Origin of the sequence: Pantoea eucrina, from assembly GCF_001691555.1 — a bacterium.
In the GTDB taxonomy this organism is placed as follows: Bacteria; Pseudomonadota; Gammaproteobacteria; order Enterobacterales; family Enterobacteriaceae; genus Pantoea; species Pantoea borealis.
On the sequence record NZ_MAYN01000008.1, the window covers coordinates 1178245 to 1201733 of the forward strand.

Consider the following 23489-nt stretch of genomic DNA (forward strand, 5'->3'; position numbering starts at 1 on the left):
GGTTACTCTCCGCTCTGCTCATCGCGATGTACGCCGGCGAAGGAAGCATTGCCAAACGGACTCAGCACCAGCCCCTGAACATCGTGCCGGTACGCCTGCACGCGCAGTGAAGACGCGAGCGGCAGTACCGGCAGCTCCTGAGCGAGCAGCTGCTGCGCACGGTCATAGTTTTCAATTCGCGCGGAGAGCTGCTGTGATAGCAGGGCGCGCTGCAGTGACTCATCGAACGCCGGAGAACACCAGTGAGCATAGTTGGTCTGCGAGCGGATCGCCGCACAGCTGAGCAGCGGACGAAAGAAGCTGTCGGGATCGTTGCTGTCAGTAGCCCAGCCGCTCAGGGTTAAATCGTGGTTCATCGCCATCAGCTGCGCTTCCTGAAAACGGCCCTCTACCGGGGTAATAATGACGTTAACGCCAACCTGCGCCAGATCCGCCTGCAGCAGTTCAGCGGTTTTAAGCGGGCTGGGGTTCCAGGACATCGACGCCGTTGGCACCACCAGACGCAGCGTCAGATCTTCGATGCCGAGTGCTTTCAGCGCCGCACGCGATTTGTCCGGATTATATTCCGTTACGCGGGCGTCGCTGTCGTAGGCCCAGGACGCGCGCGGCAGGATAGAGGCAGCGGTTTCCGCTGTGCCGTAATAAATAGACTCCATCAGGCGTTCATTATTGATTGCCAGCGCCAGCGCGTGGCGCACTTCGGGGCGATCCAGCGGCGCTTTACGGGTATTAAACGCCAGATAAGCGATATTCATGCCGGGGCGCAGCGTCATGCGCAAACGCGGGTCATCACGCAGAATCGACAGCTGGCTCGCCGCCGGATAGGCCAGCACATCGCACTCGCCGGTCAGCAGTTTTGACAGACGTCCGGTGCCACCGACGCCGAGGTCAATCACCACCTGCTGCAGACGCGGTACGCCTTTCCAGTACCAGGGATTGCGCGCCAGGCGCAGATACTGCCCGGTACGGTATTCACTCAGCTGATACGGACCGGTACCCACCGGCTCGCGATCCAGCTTCTCCTGTTGCCCACGGGCATCCAGCTGCGCAGCATACTCCTGCGACAGCACCGGCGCATAATGGGTGGCGATATGCCATAAAAAAGAGGCATCAGGCGCGTTCAGACGGATCTCCACGGTATAGCGATCCAGCTTTTTAACGCTCTGCACCGAGTCGGCAAACTGCAGACTGTCAAAATAGGGATAGCTGCCGCCATTGACGTTATGCCACGGGTGGTGCCGGTCAAACATCCGCGCGAAGCTGAATACCACATCATCGGCGTTCAGCGTGCGCCGGGGCGTAAAGCTGGCGGTATGCTGGAAAGAGACATTCCGGCGCAGATGAAAACGATAGGTCGCGCCGTTATCACGGACTTCCCAGCTCTGCGCCAGATCGGGTATCAGGCGATAGGTGTAAGGATCAACATCCAGCAGTCTGTCATAGAGCTGTGCGGCCAGAGTATCAACCACCAGTCCGCTGCTGACCATCTGCGGGTTAAACGTGTTGACGCTGCCATTGACACAATAGACAAAGCCGGTCTGACGGATCGATTCCGCAGGCGCAGCAGACGCGCTCAAAGCGCTGAAACTCAGCAGCAGCGAGAAGAGAATTTTTAGCATAGAACTCAACGATTCTGAGGCAATAAGCAGAGTGTATCGCAAACCAGCGTGACTTCCCAAACTCCCCATGCGCCGGCAGCAATTACCTGCACATTGCATAAAAAACAGGCGCAATAAGAGTGTGGGAATGAGAAAAGTTCTCAATAAAGCTTTACAGATGATAATAGGAATGATTATTATTCACCTGCGCTTCACCGGTGGCTCTGCCGGAGAAGGGCACGACATTGCTCACATTGCTTCCAGTATTATGTTGCCCGCCTCGTGCGGGCTTTTTTTTTCTTCCTGACTGATGCGGCAGCAGCGTTGGCTGCGCTCAGCAGAACCGGTCACATACTTATGCATGCTCCCGGTCTCCGCTTCGCTATCCACTCTCGTCGCTATCAACTCTCGTCACGGACCTGTATACCGTGCTTTTTCATCATTGCGCGCAGCTGATGATAGGTCACACCCAGCAGATCGGCCGCGCGTCGCTGGTTAAACTTTGCATTCTGCAGGCTCATTTCCACCAGCGCGCGCTCCTGCTGATGCTGCCACTGGCGCAAATCAAGCGGCAGGGCAGGCAGTGCAGCCGATCCGGCAGGGCGCGGTGGCTCTGCCGGTACGTCACTCTTTAAAGCAAACGGATTAATGATGATGTTGTCCAGCAGCTCCTCAGTGCTGCGATGCCGGTATACAGAGCGTTCCACAACATTCTTTAACTCGCGCACATTACCGGGCCAGCTGTACTCCAGCAGTTCTCGTTGCGCGCGTTCGCTGAAGCCGGGAAACAGCGGCAGACGCAGCTCGCGACACATCTGGATAGCAAAATGCTCCGCCATGAGCAGAATATCGCTGCGTCGCTGGCGCAGCGGCGGCAGCTGCACCACATCAAAGGCGAGGCGATCCAGCAGGTCAGCCCGGAATTTTCCGGCAGCGGCGAGCGCGGGTAAATCTTCATTAGTGGCGCAGACCAGGCGTACATTCACCTGCAGAGCGTGATTACCGCCAACACGCTCCAGCTGACCATATTCAATCACGCGCAGCAGTTTCTCCTGAACCAGCATCGGCGCTGTCGCCAGCTCATCAAGGAATAGCGTGCCGCCGTCGGCGCGCTCAAAACGACCGAGATGACGCTTCTGCGCACCGGTAAAGGCGCCCGCCTCATGGCCGAACAGCTCAGAGTCGAGCAGGCTCTCATTAAGCGCTGCGCAATTAAGCGAGATAAAAGGACCCTGCCAGCGTTCAGACAAATAGTGCAGGCGGCTGGCGATCAGCTCCTTACCGGTACCGCGCTCACCCACCACCAGCACCGGTTTTTCCAGCGGCGCCAGCTGAGAAACCTGCTCCAGCATTTCAAGAAAATTATTCGATTCGCCCAGCAGGTTATCGTTGCCGTTAGCCATGATGAATTTCACCAATAGTTGTGTAATTTACTTATCCTGGCTTCCTGCCGCCAGAAAGTAAACCTGCGCCTATTAATAAAATCAACCAGTTAAAAGTTGGCACGCATCTTGTAAGCATTAAAAGCGTCCGACCCTATACACGACAATATTAAGGAACATCATTATGGGTATTTTTTCTCGTTTCGCTGACATCGTAAACGCTAATATTAATTCGCTGCTTGAGCGCGCAGAAGATCCGCAGAAACTGGTACGCCTGATGATTCAGGAGATGGAAGACACGCTGGTAGAAGTACGCTCCACTTCAGCACGCGCGCTGGCTGAGAAAAAACAGCTGCTGCGTCGCATTGAGCAGGCTGAAGTTCAGCAGTCTGAGTGGCAGGAGAAAGCGGAGCTGGCTATCAGCAAAGAGAAAGAAGATCTGGCACGCTCTGCGCTGATCGAAAAACAGAAACTCACCGATCTGATTAGTCTGCTGCAGCAGGAGTCCACGCAGGTGGATGAGACGCTGGAGCGTATGAAAGGGGAGATCGGCGAGCTGGAAAATAAACTCGGCGAAACCCGCGCCCGCCAGCAGGCGCTGACGCTGCGCCATCAGGCAGCTTCCTCATCACGCGATGTACGCCGTCAGCTTGACAGCGGCAAAATCGATGATGCGATGGCGCGCTTTGAGTCCTTTGAACGCCGTATCGATCATATGGAAGCTGAAGCGGAAAGTCAGCGCTTTGGTAAATCAAAAACGCTGGATCAGCAGTTTGCCGAGCTGAAAGCAGACGATGAAATCAGTCAGCAGCTGGCCGCGCTGAAAGCCAGAATGAACCGCAGCGAGTGATCGCGTCCGGGCCCGGTTTCGGGCCCAGCTGAAACGGTGTAGATGATTAAGGAGAGTCAATGAGCGCACTTTTTCTTGCCATACCCCTGACAATTTTCGTGCTGTTTGTCGCGCCCATCTGGTTATGGCTGCATTACAGTAACCGGCGCAGTGCAGGTGAATTGTCGAATAACGATATGCAGCGGCTGCAGCAGCTGACGCAGGAGGCGCAACGTATGCGTGAGCGCGTTCAGGCGCTGGAAGCGATTCTTGATGCGGAGCATCCAAACTGGAGGCAGCCATGACAGGCGATCGCAAACTCTGGCGCATTCCGCAGCAGGGCAAAGTACGCGGCGTCTGCGCCGGCGTAGCGGAATATCTTGATATACCGGTACGTCTGCTGCGCGTCATTGTTGTGCTGTCGCTGTTCTTTGGTCTGTTTATGATCACCGTGACCGCCTATTTTATTCTCGGCTATGTGCTGGATGAGAAACCGGCCACGCTGCCAGATCAGAAACAGCCCACGGCCCGTGAACAGCTGGATGAACTGGCGCTGGCGCTGAGCCAGGATGAGCGTAGCGTACGCGATGTAGAGCGTTATGTGACTTCTGAAACCTTTAGCGTACGCAGCCGCTTTCGTCAGCTCTGATCCCCGGACCCTGGCGGGTCCGCCTCTCAACTCATAAGGGGCTTTATGCACACTCAGCGAATGACTGCTCTGCGCCGTCGCGCAACGCCTGCGTTGAAGTCGGCCGGAAAATTCATCATTATCAGTGCAGTAACCTATGGTCCCGGCGGGCTCGCCGGCTGGGCTGTTAAATCGGTGGCGCGCCGTCCGCTGCGCCTGTTGCTGGCGGCCGCCCTGGAACCGTTGCTGAGCAGGGCGTTTCGCCGTCTGTCAGCACGTTTCATCAGGGAAAACGATGAAAAAACTGCAAAATGAACTTGTTGCGTTGATGAACCGCGGCGTGGATCGTCATCTGCGCCTGGCGGTTACGGGTCTGAGCCGCAGCGGCAAAACAGCGTTTATCACCTCGCTGGTAAACCAGCTGCTGAACGTCCATCACGGCGCGCGCCTGCCGCTGTTCTCAGTGGTACGTGAAGAGCGCCTGCTTGGCGTAAAGCGCGTGCCGCAGCGCGAGCTTGGCACGCCGCGCTTTACCTACGATGAAGGTCTTGCGCAGCTCTACGGCGCACCGCCTGCGTGGCCCACCCCGACGCGCGGCGTCAGCGAAATGTGCCTTGCACTGCGCTACCGGCCTGACAATTCACTGCTGCGCCACTTCAAGGATACCGCCACGCTCTATCTCGAAATAGTTGACTATCCCGGCGAATGGCTGCTCGATTTGCCCATGCTGGCACAGGATTATGTCAGCTGGTCGCGGCAGATGCGTGGACTGCTGCAGGGCGACAGAGAAACCTGGTCAGCCCGCTGGCGTGAGCTCTGCCATAATCTGGATCCGCTGGCACCCGCTAATGAAAACCAGCTGGCAGAGATTGCCGCCGCCTGGACAGACTACCTGCACCGCTGCAAAAACCAGGGGCTGCACTTTATTCAGCCGGGCCGCTTTGTGCTGCCGGGCGAGATGGCGGGCGCGCCGGCGCTGCAGTTTTTCCCGTGGCCCGATGCGGATGAGCAGGCTGTGAGCAAACTGGCCCAGGCGCCGGCCGGCAGTAATTTTGCCGTGCTGCAGCAGCGTTTTAACTACTACTGTTCGCACGTGGTGAAGGGTTTCTATAAAAATTACTTCCTGCGGTTTGACCGGCAGATCGTGCTGGTTGATTGCCTTCAGCCGCTGAACAGCGGACCACAGGCGTTTAATGACATGCGCCTGGCGCTGACCCAGCTCATGCAGAGTTTTCATTACGGTCAGCGAACCCTGTTCCGGCGCCTCTTTTCGCCGGTGATAGACAAATTGCTGTTTGCGGCAACGAAAGCCGATCACATCACCGCCGATCAGCACGCCAATATGGTGTCGCTGCTGCAGCAGCTGGTGCAGGATGCGTGGCAGAACGCCGCGTTTGAAGGGATCAGCATGGATTGCCTCGGACTGGCGGCCATACAGGCCACTGAAAGCGGTCTGGTGGATCACCGGGGTGAGAAACTGCCGGCACTGCGCGGTGAACGTCTGGCAGATGGTGAGCCCCTTACCGTTTATCCGGGCGAAGTGCCACCCCGCTTGCCGGGTAACAGCTTCTGGCAACAGCAGGGGTTTCAGTTTGAGCAATTCAGGCCGCAATCGCTGGATGTTGATCGGCCTCTGCCGCATATTCGCATGGATGCCGCGCTGGAATTTTTACTGGGAGATAAATTGCGATGAGTGATGAAACGCCGTTAAAAGCGCGCATCGATTTTGCCCGGCCGCTCAGCAGCGACACACAGCCACCGCTGCGTGCTGCGCAAACGTTTGATGTGAAAACAGCCGATTTTGTTGCGGCGGCCGGGACAGAGCCGCTGCCTGAAGGCGCAGGTGAAAAGATGGTGGAAGCAGCGCTGCGGCCGAAGCGCAGCCTGTGGCGCAAACTGGCTGGTGCGGGCGTGGCGGTTTTCACCGTGAGCGTGCTGGCTCAGGGCGTACAGTTCCTGCACGATGCCTGGCTGGCGCGCGACTGGTTTGCGCTGGGTAGCGGCGCGGCAGGCGGGCTGATAGTCACAGCCGGTGCCGGCGCCCTGATCGCGGAGTGGCGGCGCCTGTGGCGACTGCGTCAGCGGGCAGAAGAGCGCGACGTGGCGCGCGATTTGCTGCAGAGTCATGGCATAGGTAAGGCACGCGCTTTTTGCGAAACGCTGGCGCAGCAGGCGCGGCTCGATCAGGCGCATCCGGCGCTGCAGCGCTGGTATGCCGCGCTGCATGAGACGCATAACGATCGCGAAATTGTCACGCTTTACGCACAGCTGGTGCAGCCGGTGCTCGATCGCCAGGCGCGCAGTGAGATCAGCCGCCATGCGGCTGAATCGACCCTGATGATCGCTGTCAGTCCGCTGGCGCTGGTGGATATGGCATTTATCGCCTGGCGCAACCTGCGGCTGGTAAACCGTATCGCTGCAATCTATGGCATTGAACTTGGCTATTTCAGCCGTATTCGCCTGTTTCGTCTGGTTTTGCTGAATATGGCTTTTGCCGGCGCATCTGAACTGGTGCGTGAAGTGGGGATGGACTGGATGTCGCAGGATATCGCGGCGCGCCTTTCAGCCCGCGCCGCACAGGGCATTGGTGCCGGCTTGCTGACCGCGCGGCTGGGCATTAAAGCGATGGAGCTGTGTCGTCCGCTGCCATGGCTTGAAGAGGATAAACCACGCCTTGGCGACTTCCGCCGCGACCTCGTCAGCCAGCTTAAAACCTCGCTGGCAAAAGGTGCTGCCGCATCAGAGCAGAGTGCCAAATAATCACCGGCCTGGCCACTTTCATTCTGCTGTGACGCTAAAAGGCAACGTTTACGTTGCCTTTTTCCTTTTATGGCGGCATAAGTGGCTTTTTTTTGCGCTGTGCAATCGCAAAACTGTGTCTGGCTGTCAACTTTTCATGACACGGGCCTTCTGAGGGGCTGCAAGTTAGCGTATTATCTCTGAAATCAAAACCTGACTAAGGCTGACTGCCATGCGTTTGGAAGTTTTTTGTCATGACCGAATCGGTCTGGCGCGTGAATTGCTCGACCTGCTGGTCGCCCGCAATATTGATTTACGCGGCATCGAAATTGCCCCCCAGGGCCGTATCTATCTCAGCTTTTCTGCACTGGAGTTTGATGCTTTCAGCAGCCTGATGGCAGAAATCCGGCGCACGCCTGGCGTCACCGATGTCCGCACCGTGGCGTATTTGCCCTCTGAACGTGAGCATCGTGCACTCAGCGCGCTGCTGGTGGCCATGCCTGAGCCGGTATTCTCTATCGATCTTAAAGGTAAGATTGAGCTGGCTAACCCGGCGGCACAGCATCTGTTTGCGCTGGATGAACAGAAAATCCGCAATCACAGCGTGGCGTCACTGATTGGCGGCGTTAACTTTCAGCGCTGGCTGGAGAGCGAACGGGTGGAGGCACAGACCCAGCATGTCGTCATTCAGGGGCGTGATTTTCTGATGGAGGCGCGGCCTATTTACCTCGCAGACAGTGATGAGCAGGGCGATAATCCGGTGGGCGCAATGATCACGCTGAAGTCAACGGCGCGCATGGGACGTCAGCTGCAGAACCTCAGCGTTACCGATGAGTCTGAGTTTGATCACATCGTGGCGGTGACGCCCAAAATGCGCCAGGTGGTTGAACAGGCGCGCAAGCTGGCAATGCATGATGCGCCGCTGCTCATTGTGGGCGATACCGGCACCGGCAAGGATATGCTGGCGCGCGCCTGCCACCTGCGCAGCGCGCGCGGTAAAAAACCGTTTCTTGCGCTGAATTGCGGCTCGATTCCGGACGACGTGGCGGAGAGCGAGCTGTTCGGCCACGCCGCCGGCGCCTATCCGAATGCGCTGGAAGGGAAAAAGGGCTTTTTTGAGCAGGCCAGCGGCGGCTCGGTGCTGCTGGACGAAATCGGTGAGATGTCGCCGCGTATGCAGACCAAGCTGCTGCGTTTTCTCAATGACGGTACCTTTCGCCGCGTCGGTGAAGATCATGAAGTGCATGTTGATGTGCGGGTGATCTGCGCCACGCAGAAGAACCTGATTGAGATGGTACAGCGCGGGGAGTTCCGCGAAGACCTGTTTTACCGGCTCAATGTGCTGACGCTGAATCTGCCGCCGCTGCGTGAACGCCCGCTTGATATCCTGCCGCTGACAGAAATGTTTGTGGCGCGTTTTGCCGATGAGCAGGGAGTGCCGCGCCCGCGTCTTTCTCCGCAGTTACTTCCGTACCTGACGCGCTATAGCTGGCCGGGCAATGTCCGGCAGCTGAAAAACACGCTGTATCGGGCTATGACTCAGCTGGAAGGTTACGAGCTGCGTCCACAGGATATCGTGCTGCCGGAGCAGGCGCTGGATGTGTCGCTGGGTGAGGAAGCACTGGAGGGATCGCTGGATGATATTACCAGCCGCTTTGAGCGCTCGGTACTGACCCGGCTCTATCTCTCTTATCCCAGCACGCGTAAGCTGGCCAGACGTCTGGGCGTGTCACATACGGCAATCGCCAACAAACTGCGCGAATATGGGTTAGGGCAGAAGCGTGGAGAGAGTGAGTAGCTGGCATAGCGGGTCCTGAACCGAAAAAACCGTCCCTGACAGGACGGTTTTTTTACAGACTGATTACTTCAGCGCGGCCAGCGCTGCATCGTAATCCGGCTCTTCAGTGATCTCATTGACCAGCTGGCTGTAAAGCACGTTATCATTCTCATCCAGCACCACTACTGCACGGGCGGTCAGGCCTTTTAACGGACCATCAGAGATCGCAACGCCATAATTTTCTTTGAACTCTGAACCGCGCATGGCAGAAAGCGTTACCACATTGGATACGTTCTCTGCGCCACAGAAGCGAGACTGAGCAAACGGCAGGTCAGCTGAGATGCAGAGCACAACGGTGTTGCTGGTATCACCAGAGCGCTCGTTGAACTTGCGAACCGAGGCGGCACAGACGCCGGTATCAATACTCGGGAAGATGTTCAGCACCTTACGCTTTCCGGCATAGTCCGCCAGCGAAACATCCGCCAGATCTTTAGTGACCAGGGTAAAAGGCTGCGCCTGTTCACCTGCCTGTGGAAAATGACCGGCGACCGGGACAGGATTACCCTGAAAGTGAACGTTCTGTGACATACAATCTCCTTTTTGAATGAAAAGTCAGCGCAGCGCGCGACTTCACGAAAACCGCTAAAGTTTATGCCATAATTTTTAGGGGTTTACGATTACCTTTCTTGCAATAATCGCTCAGCTTCACATCAGGCGCACAATTTTAAGGTGTAATAATGAGAACAGTGAAGAGTTATCCTGAAGCCTGGCCACTGCATTCGCCGTTCGTTATCTCACGCGGCAGCCGTACTGAAGCGCAGGTTGTGGTGGTGGAAATTGAAGAAAACGGTATCAAAGGCACCGGAGAGGCGACCCCCTATGCCCGTTATGGTGAGAGCGAGGCCTCCGTGCTGGCGCAGATTGCCGCTCAGCTGCCCGCGCTGCAGCAGGGCATGACCCGAAGCGCGCTGCAGCAGTCGATGCCGGCTGGCGCAGCGCGGAATGCTATTGATTGCGCGCTGTGGGATCTTGAACGTCAGCAGCAGCATCAGACGCTGGCCGCGCTGTGCGATCAACCGCTGGCCGGACAGGTTGCCACGGCGCGCACTATCGGTATCGATACGCCAGAGGCGATGGCCAGCAGCGCGCTGGCGCTGTGGCAGCACGGTGCAAAACTGCTTAAAGTGAAAATGGATAACCATCTGATCAGTGAGCGGCTGGTGGCGATCCGCAGCGCGGTTCCCGACGCGACCCTGATTATCGACGCCAATGAGTCCTGGGAAGCCGAAGGGCTGGCGGCACGCTGTCAGCTGCTGGCGGATCTCAATATTGCAATGCTGGAGCAGCCACTGCCAGCCGGGCAGGATGCTGCGCTGGCAAACTTTGTCCATCCGCTGCCAATTTGCGCAGATGAGAGTTGTCATACGCGCGACAGCCTGGCCGGACTGGCCGGGCGTTATGAGATGATCAATATCAAGCTGGATAAAACCGGCGGGCTGACCGAGGCGCTGGCGCTGGCAGCCGCAGCACGTGAACAGGGTTTTACGCTGATGCTGGGCTGTATGCTCTGCACCTCACGCGCTATCCGGGCCGCGCTGCCACTGGTTTCGCAGGCTGCCTTTGCCGATCTGGATGGCCCGACCTGGCTGGCAGCGGATGTCGATCCCGCACTCTCATTCAGCTACGGCAGCCTTAATCCGGCGCCTGCCAGCGCAGCAGATTAATCATCGCCTCAAGATAGCGTTCGGTGGCCTCATCCACCGAAACAGGCGGCATTTCAGCCGTGATGCAGAGTAGCCCGAGATCGGCGCACCAGCTGCCAAATGAACCCGGCGTGGCATACCCCACGCTGCTCACCACCGGCAAAGCGGTTTGCTCACCCAGCCAGCGCGCCAGCGCGCTGTGGTGGGGATCGTCAATACACGCCAGCGGTTCATGCCATGAAACCACCCAGCGCGGCTGCAGTTGATGGATCAACTGACACAGTGCGCTGGTTTCGGGTTCGGAAGCGGGCTTCTCGCCGGTAGAGAGCACCACATCGCGTGCGTCAGCCGCACTGTTCCAGCGGTAGTGTGTCTCGCCCCGCTGCCAGTTAGCGGCGGGAAAGTTACGGTTGAGATCGACGCCGCGCGCATTGGCGCGCAGCCCGAGCTGACAGCCATCCGGATTCACGGCCAGAATCACATGATGGCGGCACAGAGAGGCGGGCAGCGTCCGCAGCGCGGCGGAAAGCGTGGCGATCGCGGCGTTCTCATCGCCGTGAGTACCGGCAATAATCAGTCCGCTCTCCTGGTCAGCGGCCTGCGCCGGAAACCAGAGCAGCGGGGCGCCGAGCACCGAACGGCCATACTGCTGCCAGACCGCATCAAGCTGACCGCGCTGCGGACGCGGGTGATGAAATGACATATCAGGCTCTCCTGTGAGCGGCTCTGCAAACGAGCGGGGCGCGGGTGTATCGGGCACTACACTAACGGTAAACAGCAAACCGGGAAATAGCTACATACCCATCAGTAATTTGCGTTACAGTTGCCGGAGTTGCTGGCGACATTACGCACTTCAGGTCGCCCTTTTTCTGTTAAGGAGTGATGATGAAGTCTCTGTTTTGCCTTTCAGCGCTGGCGCTGGTCGTCAGCAGCACATTTTTTCCGGCTGTCGCTGCCGATGTACCGGCGGGCGCGCAGCTCGCCAGCCAGCAGACGATTGTTCGTCACATTAAAGATGAACCCGCCTCGCTTGATCCGATGAAAGCCGTAGGGCTGCCGGAGATTCAGGTCATGCGCGATCTGTTTGAGGGCCTCACCAGTCAGGATGCCAAAGGCCAGATTGTGCCCGGCGTGGCAGAGAGCTGGAGCAGTACCGACAATAAAATCTGGCTATTTACCTTGCGTAAAGACGCACGCTGGTCAGATGGCAGTCCGGTTACCGCCCAGGATTTTGTCTACAGCTGGCAGCGCCTGGTTGATCCGAAAAACAGCTCACCCTTTGCCTGGTTTGCTGCGCTGAGTGGTATTGAGAATGCAGAAGCGATTACCAAAGGCAGCATGAATCCGGATAAGCTGGGCGTAATGGCCACCGATGCCACGCATCTTAAAGTGACGCTGTCACGGCCGGTACCGTGGCTGCCAGCTATGATGGCCAACGCCGCGCTGTTTCCCGTACCACAAAACGTTATCAAGGCCGAAGGTGAAACCTGGACCGCCCCGGGCAAGCTGGTGGGAAACGGTGCCTATCAGTTGCAGTCGCGGGTCGTAAACGAAAAAATCGTGCTGGTGCGCAATAAACACTACTGGGATGACAAACATTCGGTTCTGACGCAGGTGACGTTTCTGCCCATCAACGAAGAGTCCAGCGCCACTAAGCGCTACCGTGCCGGGGATATCGATATCACCGAATCGTTCCCGAAAAACATGTATTCGCTGCTGAAAAAGAGCCTGCCGGGCGAGGTTTATACGCCAGACCAGCTGGGGACCTATTACTACGCCTTCAATACGCAGAAAGGCCCCACGGCCGATGTGCGCGTGCGTAAAGCGCTATCGTGGAGTATCGATCGCCGCATTATCGCAGAGAAGGTGCTGGGCACCGGCGAAAAGCCGGCATGGCATTTTTCGCCCGATGTGACGGCCGGGTTTACGCCGCAGCAGAGCTATCTGCAGCAGCATAGCCAGCAGGAGCTGAATGCGCAGGCAAAAGCGCTGCTCGCGTCAGCGGGTTTCGGTCCGGCTAAGCCGCTGCATCTGACGCTGCTCTACAACACCTCAGAGAGCCACCAGAAAATTGCTATCGCTGTCGCCTCTATGTGGAAAAAGAATCTGGGGGCAGACGTCACGCTGCAGAACCAGGAGTGGAAAACTTACATCGACAGCCGCAATAGCGGGAATTTTGATGTGATCCGCGCCTCATGGATCGGGGATTACAACGAACCTTCTACTTTCCTCAGTCTGCTGACGGCCAGCCACAGCGGGAATATTGCGCGTTTCAACAATGCGGAGTATGACGCGGTGCTGGCGAAAGCGCGTACCGATACCAGCGTGCAGGCGCGCAACGCGGATTACAATAAAGCGGAGCAGATCATTGCCGACCAGGCACCCATTGCCCCGCTCTATCAATATACAAACGGCCGCCTGATCAAACCCTGGGTGAAAGGATATCCCATTACAAATCCGGAAGATGTGGCTTACAGCCGCGAACTGTGGATTGAAAAACACTGAGTAGTTTGCGTCACGTTTGCATACACCGGCGCGATTGCAACTGAAAGGCGTCGCGCTAGACTGTAGCGTACTGATTCAGGACGTGGAGTGGGGACGTGAACGTCATCGAAGGGAAAGCATTACAGGTATCAGATGCCATTATTGCCTGTCAGTTTGATGGCAAAGGTGGCGTTATCGCTATTGAAGATAACGACATTATTCATTGCGAGCGCCACTGCTGGCTGCATCTTAATTACGCGCAGCGTCAGAGCGCAGAGTGGCTGCAGAACACGCCGCTGATCCCGGACGCCGTGCGCGATGCGCTGGCAGGTGACAGCATGCGGCCACGCGTTACACGGCTTGGCGACGGGTTTATGATTGTGCTGCGCAGCGTTAACCACAACGCCGATTCGCGTCCCGATCAGCTGGTGGCGATGCGCGTATTCATTAATGACAAACTGATCGTCTCTACGCGCCGTCGTAAAGTCAACGCGATAGATGAGGTGCTCAATGAGCTGCAGCATGGCAATGGTCCGGTAGATGGCGGCAGCTGGCTGGTGGATGTCTGCGACGCGCTGACCGATCACGCCAGCGAATTTATTGAAGATATGCATGACAAAATCATTGAGCTGGAAGATGCGTTGATGGATCAGCAGGTACCGGCCCGGGGCGAACTGGCGCTGCTGCGCAAGCAGCTGATCGTCATGCGACGCTATATGGCACCGCAGCGCGACGTCTATGCGCGACTGGCAAGTGAGAAACTTCCGTGGATGAGCGATGACGACCGGCGTCGCATGCAGGATGTGGCGGACCGTCTGGGGCGCGGGCTGGACGATCTCAACGCAGGCGTCGCGCGCACCGGCATTCTGGCAGATGAGGTGGCTTCGCTGCTGGCGGAGTCAATGAACCGCCGGACTTATACCATGTCGCTGATGGCGATGATTTTTCTGCCAGCGACCTTTCTTACCGGGCTGTTTGGCGTCAACCTGGGGGGTATTCCGGGCGGCAACTGGCAGCACGGTTTTCTGCTGTTTTGTCTGATCCTGCTGCTGATGGTGGGTGGCGTGGCGGTATGGCTGAAAAAACGCAACTGGCTGTAGCAAAAGCGGGAAAAAGCTGATCGACATCAATTCACCTCACAGAAAATCGCGGCACACTCTCTTTCGCAGGTGAATGCAACGTCAGGCGATGGGCGTTGTACTCCATATTGTCTTACTTCCTGTTTGTGAATAACTGCATAGCGCAGTTAATTCCTCTGACACCGGCCTTCGGGCCGGTTTTTTTTATACTGGCTTGTTCAGCAAAGCTTTCCTACGCTTACAGTACGTTCCGCTACAGGAGAAAGCGATGCAAGCTATCCACGCCAGTGAACCGATCCCAACCGACCCGGTGCCCATTCCGGAGCCTGTTCCGCAACCGCAGCCCATTCCGGAGCCGGAGCCGCCGCACGATCCTGACGTTCCCCCCATCAGCGATCCGCCGCCGCATCAATAAAAAAAGGCGCGTCCCCCCGGGGATGCGCCTTTTTATTTTTTAGCAGAACTACTTAATCTCTAATACATCCAGTCGCAGTTCCGCAGGGGCTGCTGCATCCTCTTCCGGCTGCCAGCCTGCCGGCTGCACCGGCAGCGTCTCGCGATCAAAGCCGATATCGCCACCATCAACCACCTCATCACCATGGCGGATGCCTTTGAAATCGAACAGGCTGATATCTGCCATATGCGACGGCACAATGTTCTGCATCGCGCTGAACATGGTTTCAATACGACCCGGAAACCGTTTGTCCCAGTCGCGTAGCATATCAGCCACCACCTGACGCTGCAGGTTGGGCTGAGAGCCGCACAGGTTGCAGGGGATGATCGGGTACTGGCGCGCTTCAGCAAAGCGAATAATGTCTTTTTCGCGACAGTAGGCGAGAGGGCGAATCACAATATGCTTGCCATCATCGCTCATCAGCTTGGGCGGCATGCCTTTCATTTTGCCGCCGTAGAACATATTGAGAAACAGCGTCTGCAGAATATCGTCGCGATGATGCCCGAGCGCTATTTTAGTACAGCCCAGTTCGCTGGCGGTACGATAGAGAATACCGCGGCGCAGGCGCGAGCAGAGTGAGCAGGTGGTTTTGCCTTCCGGGATCTTCTCTTTAACAATGGAGTAAGTATCTTCGGTGACAATTTTATACTCAACGCCCAGCGTCTCAAGGTAAGCGGGCAGAATATGCGCCGGAAAGCCGGGCTGCTTCTGATCGAGATTGACCGCCACCAGCGAAAAATTCACTGGCGCACTCTGCTGCAGATTGCGCAGGATCTCCAGCATGGTATAGCTGTCTTTACCGCCTGAAAGACATACCATGATGCGGTCGCCTTCCTCAATCATGTTGAAGTCAGCAATCGCTTCGCCGACATTGCGGCGCAGGCGCTTCTGCAGTTTATTTAAGTTGTATTGCTCTTTTTTGGTTACGTCTTGATTTTCTGACATTATTTTCACGCTTGAGAGTGCCGGCGAACAGAACAGGCGACTGAAATCCGCATCGGCGGTCATAAACCTGTAGTTATGGGTGCGTATGGTACGGATTGCGCGCGCGAATACCAGCCTCGCGTGAGCGCTTTTCTTCGGTTGCCGCATCCGTGGCTAATTTATCGTCCTGAATCGGCGCCTCTACACCATCTCCAGTGACTGGACGCCTTTAATATCCATGACTTTCTCATACAGGCTGTGGCGCGGTGACCGGCGGGAGAGCGTGACTTCCACGCTGAGTTCACACAGGCCGCTCTCTTCATCACGATTAACCACCGCAATATGCCCGTAGCGGATCCCTTCGCGTTGCAGCACCAGCAAAACCAGCGGGACGCTTTTGGCCTTCAGATGCACAATCAGCGTGTGATGACGGCCAATCAGCCAGTGACTGAGACGACGAAAAACCTCCAGCACCACCAGCGCCAGCAGCGTGCCATAAATGCCAATCTCATACATGCCGCTGCCGATAACCAGACCGATAGCGGCAGTGACCCACAAACCTGCTGCGGTCGTAAGGCCTTTCACAATCTGCTTCTGAATAATGATGGTCCCGGCCCCGAGAAAGCCCATGCCGCTGACCACCTGCGCTGCGATGCGGCTGGGATCAAGGCCAACATGGTCGCTGTTAAGCATATCGGCAAAGCCATATTTCGAGACCAGCATAAACAGGGCGCTGCCGATCCCCACCAGAATATGGGTACGCAGACCGGCTTCTTTTGCCCGCATCTGACGCTCAAGCCCGATAAGCCCGCCAAGGATGCCGGCCAGCGCGATGCGTAACAGCATATCGGTTAACATAATGTCCTCTGAGCAATTGAAATAACGCATTATTTTAGAAGATAACCGGAAAAAATCGTCTCTTCAGGATAATTCTGCTTGCAATGAAAGGTCTGAAATTTTGTAAAAAGCTATGTCCGCTCTCGATTCACAGCAGAGGCTGTCATATGCTGTGAACACTTTTCATCCCCTGTTTCCGGAGCCCGACTAATGAAAGCTGCCTCTTTACTGCTGGCTGGTGCAGCACTATTGCTGTCTGCCTGCAGCAGTCCCAGTGATAACGAACCGCCGCAACAGGCGACTGCAGCCCACGTTCAGCCGCATGTGGTCATGTCCGCGATGGCAGAAAGCAGCTGCAGCGGTGCCGGAGGCACGCTGGCATTTTCCCGGCAGCTGGATGGTTCACGCGTCGGCATGTGTCAGCTGGCAAACGGTCGCCGCTGTGATGAACAGGCGCTGATGGGTGGGGCATGCGCCCGCTGATGCGGGCGCCACGTTTCAGGGCTTAACCCGGTTCGGGCACGCTTCGCCTTTATCGAGCTGCTGCAGATTACCCAGTGTGGTTTCTGAAATGGCGGTCAGGGCCTCTGCGGTCAGAAATGCCTGATGTCCGGTAAACAGCACATTGTGGCAGGCCGAGAGGCGGCGAAAAATGTCGTCCTGAATAACGTCATTTGATTTGTCTTCAAAAAACAGGTCGCGTTCATTTTCATACACGTCCATGCCCAGCGATCCTATTTTCTGCTGTTTCAGTGCTTCAATGGCCGCCTGAGAATCGATCAGGCCACCGCGGCTGGTGTTAATGATCATCACGCCATCCTTCATTTCGCTGAACGCCTGCGCGTTAAGCATGTGATGATTTTCCGCCGTCATCGGGCAGTGCAGCGTAATAACATCCGAGCGGGAAAACAGCGTGTGCAAATCAACGTATTCTGCACCCAGTTCAAGCGCAGCGTCGCTCGGGTAGGGATCATAGGCCAGCAGTTTCATGCCAAACCCTTTGAGGATGCGCAGCGTGGCCACACCAATTTTCCCGGTACCGACTACGCCTGCGGTTTTATTGTGCATGTTGAAACCGGTCAGGCCATCAAGCGAAAAATTTGCGTCGCGGGTACGCTGATAAGCGCGGTGAATACGGCGGTTCAGGCTCATCATCATGCCAATCGTATGTTCCGCCACCGCTTCCGGGGAGTAGGCGGGGACGCGCACCACCTGCAGCCCCAGCTCTTCAGCAGCCTGAAGATCAACATTGTTGAATCCGGCACAGCGCAGCGCAATGTACTTCACGCCGGACGCCGCCAGCTCTTCCAGCACCGCTCTGCTGCCATCGTCATTCACAAAAATACAGACCGCGTCACATCCGGCAGCATTTTTTGCCGTATCTTCGCTGAGTAAAAAGTCAAAGAACACCAGCTCAAATCCATAACGGGCATTGACCTGCTCAAAGTATTTCTGGTCATAGTGTTTGGTGCTGTAAACCGCAACTTTCATTGTTTCGCTCCTGAAAAATGCCATGTCGGTATCATCAAAGGATAACGGTTTCTGCGCGACTTTGCTTTTCTTCACGCAGCAGGCCAGGCTAACACCTTCATTTGCGGATGATTACGTGCCATCATTTCTGCAGGAATATGCCAACAACAGGATAGTTACCCGCCATGACGCGTGGCCTCCGCCGACTACTTGCCGCCTTGCTGGCGCTGATTCTGCTACTGCTGGGCCTGCTGCTGACGCTGACGCAGTGGCTGCCGCGGCTGGCCGGCATCTGGCTGCCGGATGGAACGCGCATCGAAATTACTGGCAGACCTGGCTGGCATCAGGGCGCAGTGACGTTGCCGCAGCTGCGTTATCTCACGGGCGATTGTCCACTGGCTGAGATTGAGCAGGTGGCGCTGGGACGCTCACAGCAGCGCTGGCAGCTGAGTGCGCAGCGCGTCACGCTCAGCAGCACCTGCTGGCAGGCGCTGCCGCCGCAGCCGGCTTCAGCCGTTCCGCGCTCGCTGGCGGAATGGCAGCAGCGTTTACCGGGTGCTGATGTGCATATCGGCAGACTGGCCGTGCTGCCGTGGCAACACTACGCGGGTGAACTTGATCTTACGCTCTCACCTGAACAGCAGCGGCTGCGCTATCGGGGCGATAACCTCAGCCTGACCGCACAATTACAGGGCCAGACGCTAACGGTAGACTCATTAAAGTTACAACATACATTGCTATCGCAGCCACTGACGCTGCATGGCAGCCTCATGCTGCCCGCGTTTGCTGATGGCTTACCAGAAACCGGCGCTCTGCAGAGTGAGCTGCGCGTGGCGCAGTGGCCTGAACCTCTGACGCTGAATCTGCAATGGCAGCAGCAGCAGGGCACGCTGATTGTTAAGGAGCAGGGCGATGAAATGCCGCTGCTGCAGCTTCCCTGGCAGAGCGATCGCGATACGTTTCGTATCACTGCCGGACGCTGGCGCTGGCCTCTTGCCAGCCAGACGCTGTCAGGCGGTGTGTCGCTGGCGCTGAAGGGCTGGCAACAGGGAATGGATAACCTGCGCGTGGAAGGACGACTGAATCTGCTGACGCAGGGACGCGGCGGTAAAGGCAACGTGGTGCTGAGCGTGGGGCCGGGTCCGCTTCACTTAACGGATAATGCGCTGCCGCTGCGTATTACCGGTGAGAGCAAGTTTGCTGATCTGCAGCTCTATGGCAGCCTGCCTGGCGAGCTGCGTGGCGCACTCAGCACGCCCCGCGTGACGTTCCGGCCCGGCGCACTGCTGCGTCTGCGTGGCCAGCTGCTGGATATACTTGAGGTTGATGAGGCGCGCTGGCCGCTGGCGGGCGTCTCGCTCTCGTCACAGGGTATCGATGGCCGGCTGCAGGCGATCCTGACAGCCCATAATTATCGCTACGGTCACTTTACGCTGCACCTGGATGGCCAGGCGGCAGCCTTCTGGCCAGATCGCGGCAGCTGGCGCTGGCGCTACTGGGGCGACGGTAAACTGCAGCCGCTTAATGCCAACTGGGATGTGAAAGGAACCGGCAGCTGGCTGGATAAACGCATTACGCTGGATACGCTGAATACCGGCCTGGATCAGCTGTCCTGGGAAGCGGTACAGGTTGACCAGCCGCGTCTGCAGCTCACTGCGCCGCTGCGCTGGCAGCGGGATAACACGCAGCCCGGATTGACGGGCAGTTTTCGCCTTGATGCGGGTCAAACTCACTTCAGCTACGGCGGCTGGCTGCCACCCGCAGGGCTGACGTTTGATGTGAAAGGCCGCGATCCGGGGCAGTTTTTATGGCGCGGTGAACTGCGCGCTGAAGATATCGGTCCGCTGCGCGTACACGGGCGCTGGGATGGGGAGCGGTTACGCGGAGAAGCCTGGTGGCCGGCCCAATCGCTGCGTGTGTTTCAGCCGCTGCTCAGCAGCGATCTGAAGATGCGTATTAAGCGCGGTGAGCTGCGGGCGCAGATGGCGTTTTCAGCCGGGGCGGGACAGACGTTTCAGGCGGGCGGCTTTTTTGCTGTTCAGCAGGGCAGCCTGCAGCTGCCGGACAGTGACATCAACGGCATCGATTTTGCGCTGCCGTTTCGTTATCGCGCTCAGCAGTGGCAGCTGGGACGACGCGGACCGGTTTCACTGCGTATCCGTGAGGTTAACAACCAGTTTGCGCTGCAAAATATCACGGCCGATCTGCAGGGCTACTATCCGTGGCAGGAGAAAACGCCGCTCACCCTGAGTAATGTGACGCTCGATTTACTCGGCGGGCACGTCAGTATGCCGGTGCTACGTATGCCGCAGCGGGAGGCCGCCATAATCGCGCTGCGCCAGATCGATCTCAGCCGGCTGGTGACAGCACTGAAGCCCAAACAGTTTGCCATGTCGGGTAAGGTCAACGGTGAGCTGCCGCTATGGCTCACTAATCCGCAGTGGCTAATCAGGAATGGCTGGATTGCTAACAGCGGGCCGCTTACGTTTCGGCTGGATAAAGATACGGCAGACGCGATTGTAAAAGACAATGTCGCCGCCGGCGCGGCGCTTAGCTGGCTGCGCTATCTGGAGATTTCGCGCTCCTGGGCCACACTCGATCTGGATAATACCGGTAATCTGGTGATGCAGTCACAGGTCACCGGCGTCAGCCAGTTCAGTAACCGGCGCCAGACAATCAATCTTAACTATCGTCATCAGGAGAATCTGTTCCAGCTATGGCGCAGCCTGCGCTTTGGCGATAACTTACAATCCTGGGTGGAGCAGAATGCCACCCTGCCATCAAAGAAGGATCCCTGATGATGAGGTTAAGAGGTGCGCTGCTGGCAGGCAGCGTTGTGCTGGCAGGATGCGTACCGCGTATTGAAGTGGCCGCCCCTGATGCGCCGATTACGATTAATATGAACGTGAAAATTGAACATGAGATCCACATCAAGGTGGATAAAGATGTCGAGGCGCTGCTGCAGAACCAGAGCGGGCTGTTCTGATGGTCCGCAACCTAAAAATCCGCGCTGTTGCGCTGCTGCTGACGCTGCTCGCCGGACCCGCTCACGCGCTGACGCTGGATGAGGCGCGGCAGCAGGGGCGGGTCGGAGAAACGCTGAGTGGCTACGTTGCTGCACGGCAGCAGGATGAGGTGACGCTGGCGCTGGTCAGTCGTATCAATGAGGGACGCCGGAAAGCGTATCAGCACATTGCCGGGCAAAATCAGCTGACCACCAGTGACGTCGCGCGGATCGCCGGTGAGAAGCTGGTGAGCCGCGCCAGCGCAGGGGAATTTGTGCGCGGCATCAACGGCCAGTGGCTGCAGAAATAACCGGTGACGGGGAGCGTAACGGCTCTCCCGTCACCGCGCAGGGATTCAGAAAGGCGTGCTGCTGTAAGCGCTATGTCGCACTGCGGCGTAAACCTGCCAGCTCTGGCTGTCCTTCAAGCAGCGCGGCACGCATTTCATTTCGGTCAAAGCTATGGCGTGTACCAAAAATCTTATCTTTGTCATTTTGTATATCATTAAACAGTTTTGAATAGGCGTCGCTAATCATTCTCTGCGCTGTTGTCTGCACGGAGTTAGCACGCTGACGTCCACTTAATCTCTGTGAGTTACGGCGTAATGTTGTGGAGTTTTCATTATTATTTCTGATTTCGCCTTCTATTTTTTCAATGCGCTGCTGCATAGTTGATACACAATATTCTACATTGCGCTCAATAGTGTTATTTTTCGTTAGTGTAAAAAGCCTGGCGCTAACGCCTGAATTAATTGCATATCGGTTGGCTTCTTCGCAAAGTTTATTCATATTAATTTCTTTGTTTTCCAATTTTGCTGCATCTATAATATATTTAATTTCGTTGAATATTATATCTTGTTTTGCTGAGTTGTATAAATATAGAGCGTTGGCAGGGCTATTTCTGTATGCCTCCATTATTTCACTCATGGCTCCGCATCCTTCTGATTTGGTTCTGGAAATATTTTCATAGTGTGCTGCTCTTCCGCTTTGATGCTGTCGGGAGTGCTCTGCCAGGGATGAAATATAACTTTTTAACGATGTCCAGATCTGCGTAAATTGACTCTTTATCCGGCTCAGCAGCGAAGGCTGATTCTCAGGTGCGGAGCTTTTTTTATTATGAATAGCTGCAGGCTCAGGCTTTACCTCTGCCTGAGAACGCGCTGGCGAAGAGGTCAAAACTGATGAAGCTGGATGAGTTACAGGCTTATCCAGTGCATCAGCCTTTGACGAGGCTAAGGATATTGTGCTCAGCGGCCGCTCCTGTAGCGCAGCCTTTGGCGCGGCTACAGATTGCCGAGCCGCAGCCTTTGGCATAGCTACAGCTATTGGGCTTAACGGAACAGGTTCATGGCGGGAAGCAGCAGCGGCCGGAGAGTAATTACCTGTACCCTTGAGTTCATTATTTACTGACAGCTGCTGAGAAACTTTTTTCTCATCTTTAACTGCAGATATTTCACGCATAATTCGGGCATCTTTTTTCAATTCCGGCCCGAAATTACTTATTTCTTTGATGATGGTTTCATATTTCATAGCTTTATCTTTCACGCTATGAGCAGAGGTTGCAATATCAAATCCTTTAGATGGGAAATTGCTTACATGTATATAGCATAACAGTAAAGTCATATTAATCTCCTGATGGAGTGGTGTTTTTATTTTTCAAGGTAAGGTTTGTAACTAACTCTGGCTTACACCGCTGGAGTTAACGCCGGATTAATCCTGCCACGTTCCTCACGGAAAAACTTTTGTATTTCGATTTTATTGAAATTGCGCATGACGAGCGGGTGTGTTGATGAATTCAGACGAGTTGTCAATAACAGGAGCAAAACCGTAAAGCTGAGGAAGAGAGCGAGGCTGCAGTGTAAATTAAAAAAGCGGGAAGCCGCCAGGAAGCATAGATATATTGACGTTAAAAATAAAAAACCGGGCACTCAGGCCCGGTGAAAAAAAAAGTAGAAAATTATTATTTTATTAATCAGGCAGAGACGCGCTGTTTAATCGCATCTTTCGCATCAGCGGTGGCTTTGGTTGCCACTTCAGGACCGTAGGCAATACCTTCCGCGAAAACAAACTCAACGTCAGTGATGCCAATAAAGCCGAGGAACAGCTTCACGTACGGGGTCAGCAGATCGGTTGGGGTATCTTTGTGGATACCGCCACGGCTGCTCAGGATCACCGCGCGTTTGCCTTTAACCAGGCCTTCCGGACCCGCTTCGGTGTAGCGGAAGGTCACGCCCGCACGGGCAATCAGGTCAAAGTAATTTTTCAGCTGCGTCGGGATATTGAAATTGTACATCGGTGCCGCAATAACGATGGTGTCATGTGCCTGCAGCTCAGCAATCAGCGCATCAGAGAGCGCCAGCGCCTCCTGCTGACGGGGAGAAAGCGGCGCATCTGAAGGACGCAGGGCACCCACCAGTTCACCATCCAGTACCGGTACCGGGTCGGCAGCCAGATCGCGTACGGTGACGTTGTCGCCGTTAGCGCGCGCTTCTTCAGCGTAAAAATCAGCCAGCTGGCCTGACTGTGAATAACCGGCAAGAATACTGGATTTCAGAATTAATACGTGGCTCATAATAGGTTC

General features: G+C 56.2%; 24 protein-coding genes. 15 read left to right on the forward strand and 9 right to left on the reverse strand.

Annotation, left to right across the window (positions count from 1 at the left end; genetic code table 11):
- Nucleotides 1–2 precede the first annotated feature (2 nt).
- Nucleotides 3–1619 (reverse strand): ABC transporter substrate-binding protein SapA, encoded by a 1617-nt coding sequence (gene sapA / locus BBA90_RS11725; protein ID WP_065649292.1) that lies wholly within the window; start codon nt 1617–1619, stop codon nt 3–5.
- A 380-nt stretch (nt 1620–1999) separates the two neighbouring features.
- Nucleotides 2000–3001 carry a phage shock protein operon transcriptional activator gene (gene pspF / locus BBA90_RS11730; RefSeq protein WP_065649293.1) on the reverse strand — a complete coding sequence of 334 codons (1002 nt, stop codon included), beginning with the start codon at nt 2999–3001 and terminating at the stop codon, nt 2000–2002.
- Between the two features lie 163 nt (nt 3002–3164).
- On the opposite strand from pspF, the gene pspA reads away from it, so the two are divergent.
- From pspA to tyrR, 7 genes are all read left to right on the forward strand, one after another.
- Nucleotides 3165–3830: a phage shock protein PspA gene (gene pspA, locus BBA90_RS11735; protein WP_065649294.1), complete on the forward strand. Its 666-nt coding sequence runs from the start codon at nt 3165–3167 to the stop codon at nt 3828–3830.
- Between the two features lie 59 nt (nt 3831–3889).
- Nucleotides 3890–4114 (forward strand): envelope stress response membrane protein PspB, encoded by a 225-nt coding sequence (gene pspB, locus BBA90_RS11740; RefSeq protein WP_039384488.1) that lies wholly within the window; start codon nt 3890–3892, stop codon nt 4112–4114.
- Nucleotides 4111–4458 (forward strand): envelope stress response membrane protein PspC, encoded by a 348-nt coding sequence (pspC, locus tag BBA90_RS11745; RefSeq protein ID WP_065649295.1) that lies wholly within the window; start codon nt 4111–4113, stop codon nt 4456–4458. The genes pspB and pspC overlap by 4 nt, the downstream gene beginning before the upstream one ends.
- Before the next feature lie 45 nt (nt 4459–4503).
- A complete protein-coding gene (pspD, locus tag BBA90_RS11750; protein ID WP_039384485.1) occupies nt 4504–4752 on the forward strand; it encodes a phage shock protein PspD in 249 nt (82 codons plus the stop codon).
- Nucleotides 4733–6130, forward strand: a complete 1398-nt coding sequence (locus BBA90_RS11755; protein ID WP_065649296.1) for a YcjX family protein — start codon at nt 4733–4735, stop codon at nt 6128–6130. Before pspD ends, BBA90_RS11755 begins: the two co-directional genes overlap by 20 nt.
- Nucleotides 6127–7197: a YcjF family protein gene (locus BBA90_RS11760; RefSeq protein WP_065649297.1), complete on the forward strand. Its 1071-nt coding sequence runs from the start codon at nt 6127–6129 to the stop codon at nt 7195–7197. The genes BBA90_RS11755 and BBA90_RS11760 overlap by 4 nt, the downstream gene beginning before the upstream one ends.
- Before the next feature lie 211 nt (nt 7198–7408).
- Entirely contained in the window at nt 7409–8974 is a 1566-nt protein-coding gene (gene tyrR / locus BBA90_RS11765) for a transcriptional regulator TyrR (protein WP_065649298.1), read from the forward strand.
- A gap of 63 nt (nt 8975–9037) precedes the next feature.
- On the opposite strand, the gene tpx is transcribed toward tyrR, so the two are convergent.
- Complete coding sequence (gene tpx, locus BBA90_RS11770; protein WP_065649299.1) at nt 9038–9541, reverse strand: thiol peroxidase; 504 nt, start codon at nt 9539–9541, stop codon at nt 9038–9040.
- A 149-nt stretch (nt 9542–9690) separates the two neighbouring features.
- On the opposite strand from tpx, the gene ycjG reads away from it, so the two are divergent.
- Nucleotides 9691–10677 carry an L-Ala-D/L-Glu epimerase gene (gene ycjG / locus BBA90_RS11775; protein ID WP_065649300.1) on the forward strand — a complete coding sequence of 329 codons (987 nt, stop codon included), beginning with the start codon at nt 9691–9693 and terminating at the stop codon, nt 10675–10677.
- Here the strand turns inward: ycjG and mpaA are convergent.
- Nucleotides 10646–11359, reverse strand: a complete 714-nt coding sequence (mpaA, locus tag BBA90_RS11780; protein WP_065649301.1) for a murein tripeptide amidase MpaA — start codon at nt 11357–11359, stop codon at nt 10646–10648. The genes ycjG and mpaA overlap by 32 nt on opposite strands.
- 182 nt (nt 11360–11541) lie before the next feature.
- On the opposite strand from mpaA, the gene BBA90_RS11785 reads away from it, so the two are divergent.
- The 3 genes from BBA90_RS11785 (at nt 11542) to BBA90_RS19360 (ending at nt 14634) form a co-directional block, all read left to right on the forward strand.
- The gene (locus tag BBA90_RS11785) at nt 11542–13161 is read left to right on the forward strand and encodes a peptide ABC transporter substrate-binding protein (RefSeq protein ID WP_065649302.1); all 1620 of its coding nucleotides are present in this window, start codon (nt 11542–11544) and stop codon (nt 13159–13161) included.
- Between the two features lie 95 nt (nt 13162–13256).
- Nucleotides 13257–14240 (forward strand): zinc transporter ZntB, encoded by a 984-nt coding sequence (gene zntB, locus BBA90_RS11790; RefSeq protein WP_065649303.1) that lies wholly within the window; start codon nt 13257–13259, stop codon nt 14238–14240.
- Nucleotides 14241–14487: 247 nt separating this feature from the next.
- The gene (locus BBA90_RS19360; protein ID WP_166713867.1) at nt 14488–14634 is read left to right on the forward strand and encodes a hypothetical protein; all 147 of its coding nucleotides are present in this window, start codon (nt 14488–14490) and stop codon (nt 14632–14634) included.
- Between the two features lie 48 nt (nt 14635–14682).
- Here BBA90_RS19360 and ttcA read toward each other — a convergent pair whose 3' ends face one another.
- Both ttcA and BBA90_RS11800 read right to left on the reverse strand, forming a co-directional pair.
- On the reverse strand, nt 14683–15618 hold the full coding sequence (gene ttcA / locus BBA90_RS11795; RefSeq protein ID WP_065650467.1) for a tRNA 2-thiocytidine(32) synthetase TtcA: 936 nt from the start codon (nt 15616–15618) through the stop codon (nt 14683–14685).
- A gap of 180 nt (nt 15619–15798) precedes the next feature.
- Nucleotides 15799–16455: an MgtC/SapB family protein gene (locus tag BBA90_RS11800; RefSeq protein ID WP_065649304.1), complete on the reverse strand. Its 657-nt coding sequence runs from the start codon at nt 16453–16455 to the stop codon at nt 15799–15801.
- A 189-nt stretch (nt 16456–16644) separates the two neighbouring features.
- Between BBA90_RS11800 and BBA90_RS11805 the strand changes: the two genes are divergently transcribed.
- A complete protein-coding gene (locus BBA90_RS11805) occupies nt 16645–16917 on the forward strand; it encodes a putative hemolysin (protein WP_065649305.1) in 273 nt (90 codons plus the stop codon).
- A gap of 15 nt (nt 16918–16932) precedes the next feature.
- On the opposite strand, the gene BBA90_RS11810 is transcribed toward BBA90_RS11805, so the two are convergent.
- Nucleotides 16933–17925 (reverse strand): 2-hydroxyacid dehydrogenase, encoded by a 993-nt coding sequence (locus BBA90_RS11810; protein ID WP_065649306.1) that lies wholly within the window; start codon nt 17923–17925, stop codon nt 16933–16935.
- Nucleotides 17926–18089: 164 nt separating this feature from the next.
- On the opposite strand from BBA90_RS11810, the gene BBA90_RS11815 reads away from it, so the two are divergent.
- The 3 genes from BBA90_RS11815 to BBA90_RS11825 are packed head-to-tail and all read left to right on the forward strand — an operon-like array spanning nt 18090 to nt 21219.
- Nucleotides 18090–20702 (forward strand): YdbH family protein, encoded by a 2613-nt coding sequence (locus BBA90_RS11815; protein ID WP_065649307.1) that lies wholly within the window; start codon nt 18090–18092, stop codon nt 20700–20702.
- A 2-nt stretch (nt 20703–20704) separates the two neighbouring features.
- Complete coding sequence (locus tag BBA90_RS11820; protein ID WP_039385947.1) at nt 20705–20890, forward strand: YnbE family lipoprotein; 186 nt, start codon at nt 20705–20707, stop codon at nt 20888–20890.
- Nucleotides 20890–21219, forward strand: coding sequence for a YdbL family protein (locus BBA90_RS11825; RefSeq protein ID WP_065649308.1), 330 nt, complete (start codon nt 20890–20892; stop codon nt 21217–21219). Before BBA90_RS11820 ends, BBA90_RS11825 begins: the two co-directional genes overlap by 1 nt.
- 70 nt (nt 21220–21289) lie before the next feature.
- Here BBA90_RS11825 and BBA90_RS19165 read toward each other — a convergent pair whose 3' ends face one another.
- Both BBA90_RS19165 and azoR read right to left on the reverse strand, forming a co-directional pair.
- On the reverse strand, nt 21290–22531 hold the full coding sequence (locus BBA90_RS19165; protein WP_139074193.1) for a hypothetical protein: 1242 nt from the start codon (nt 22529–22531) through the stop codon (nt 21290–21292).
- A 349-nt stretch (nt 22532–22880) separates the two neighbouring features.
- Nucleotides 22881–23480, reverse strand: a complete 600-nt coding sequence (gene azoR, locus BBA90_RS11835; protein ID WP_065649310.1) for an FMN-dependent NADH-azoreductase — start codon at nt 23478–23480, stop codon at nt 22881–22883.
- Nucleotides 23481–23489 lie beyond the last annotated feature (9 nt).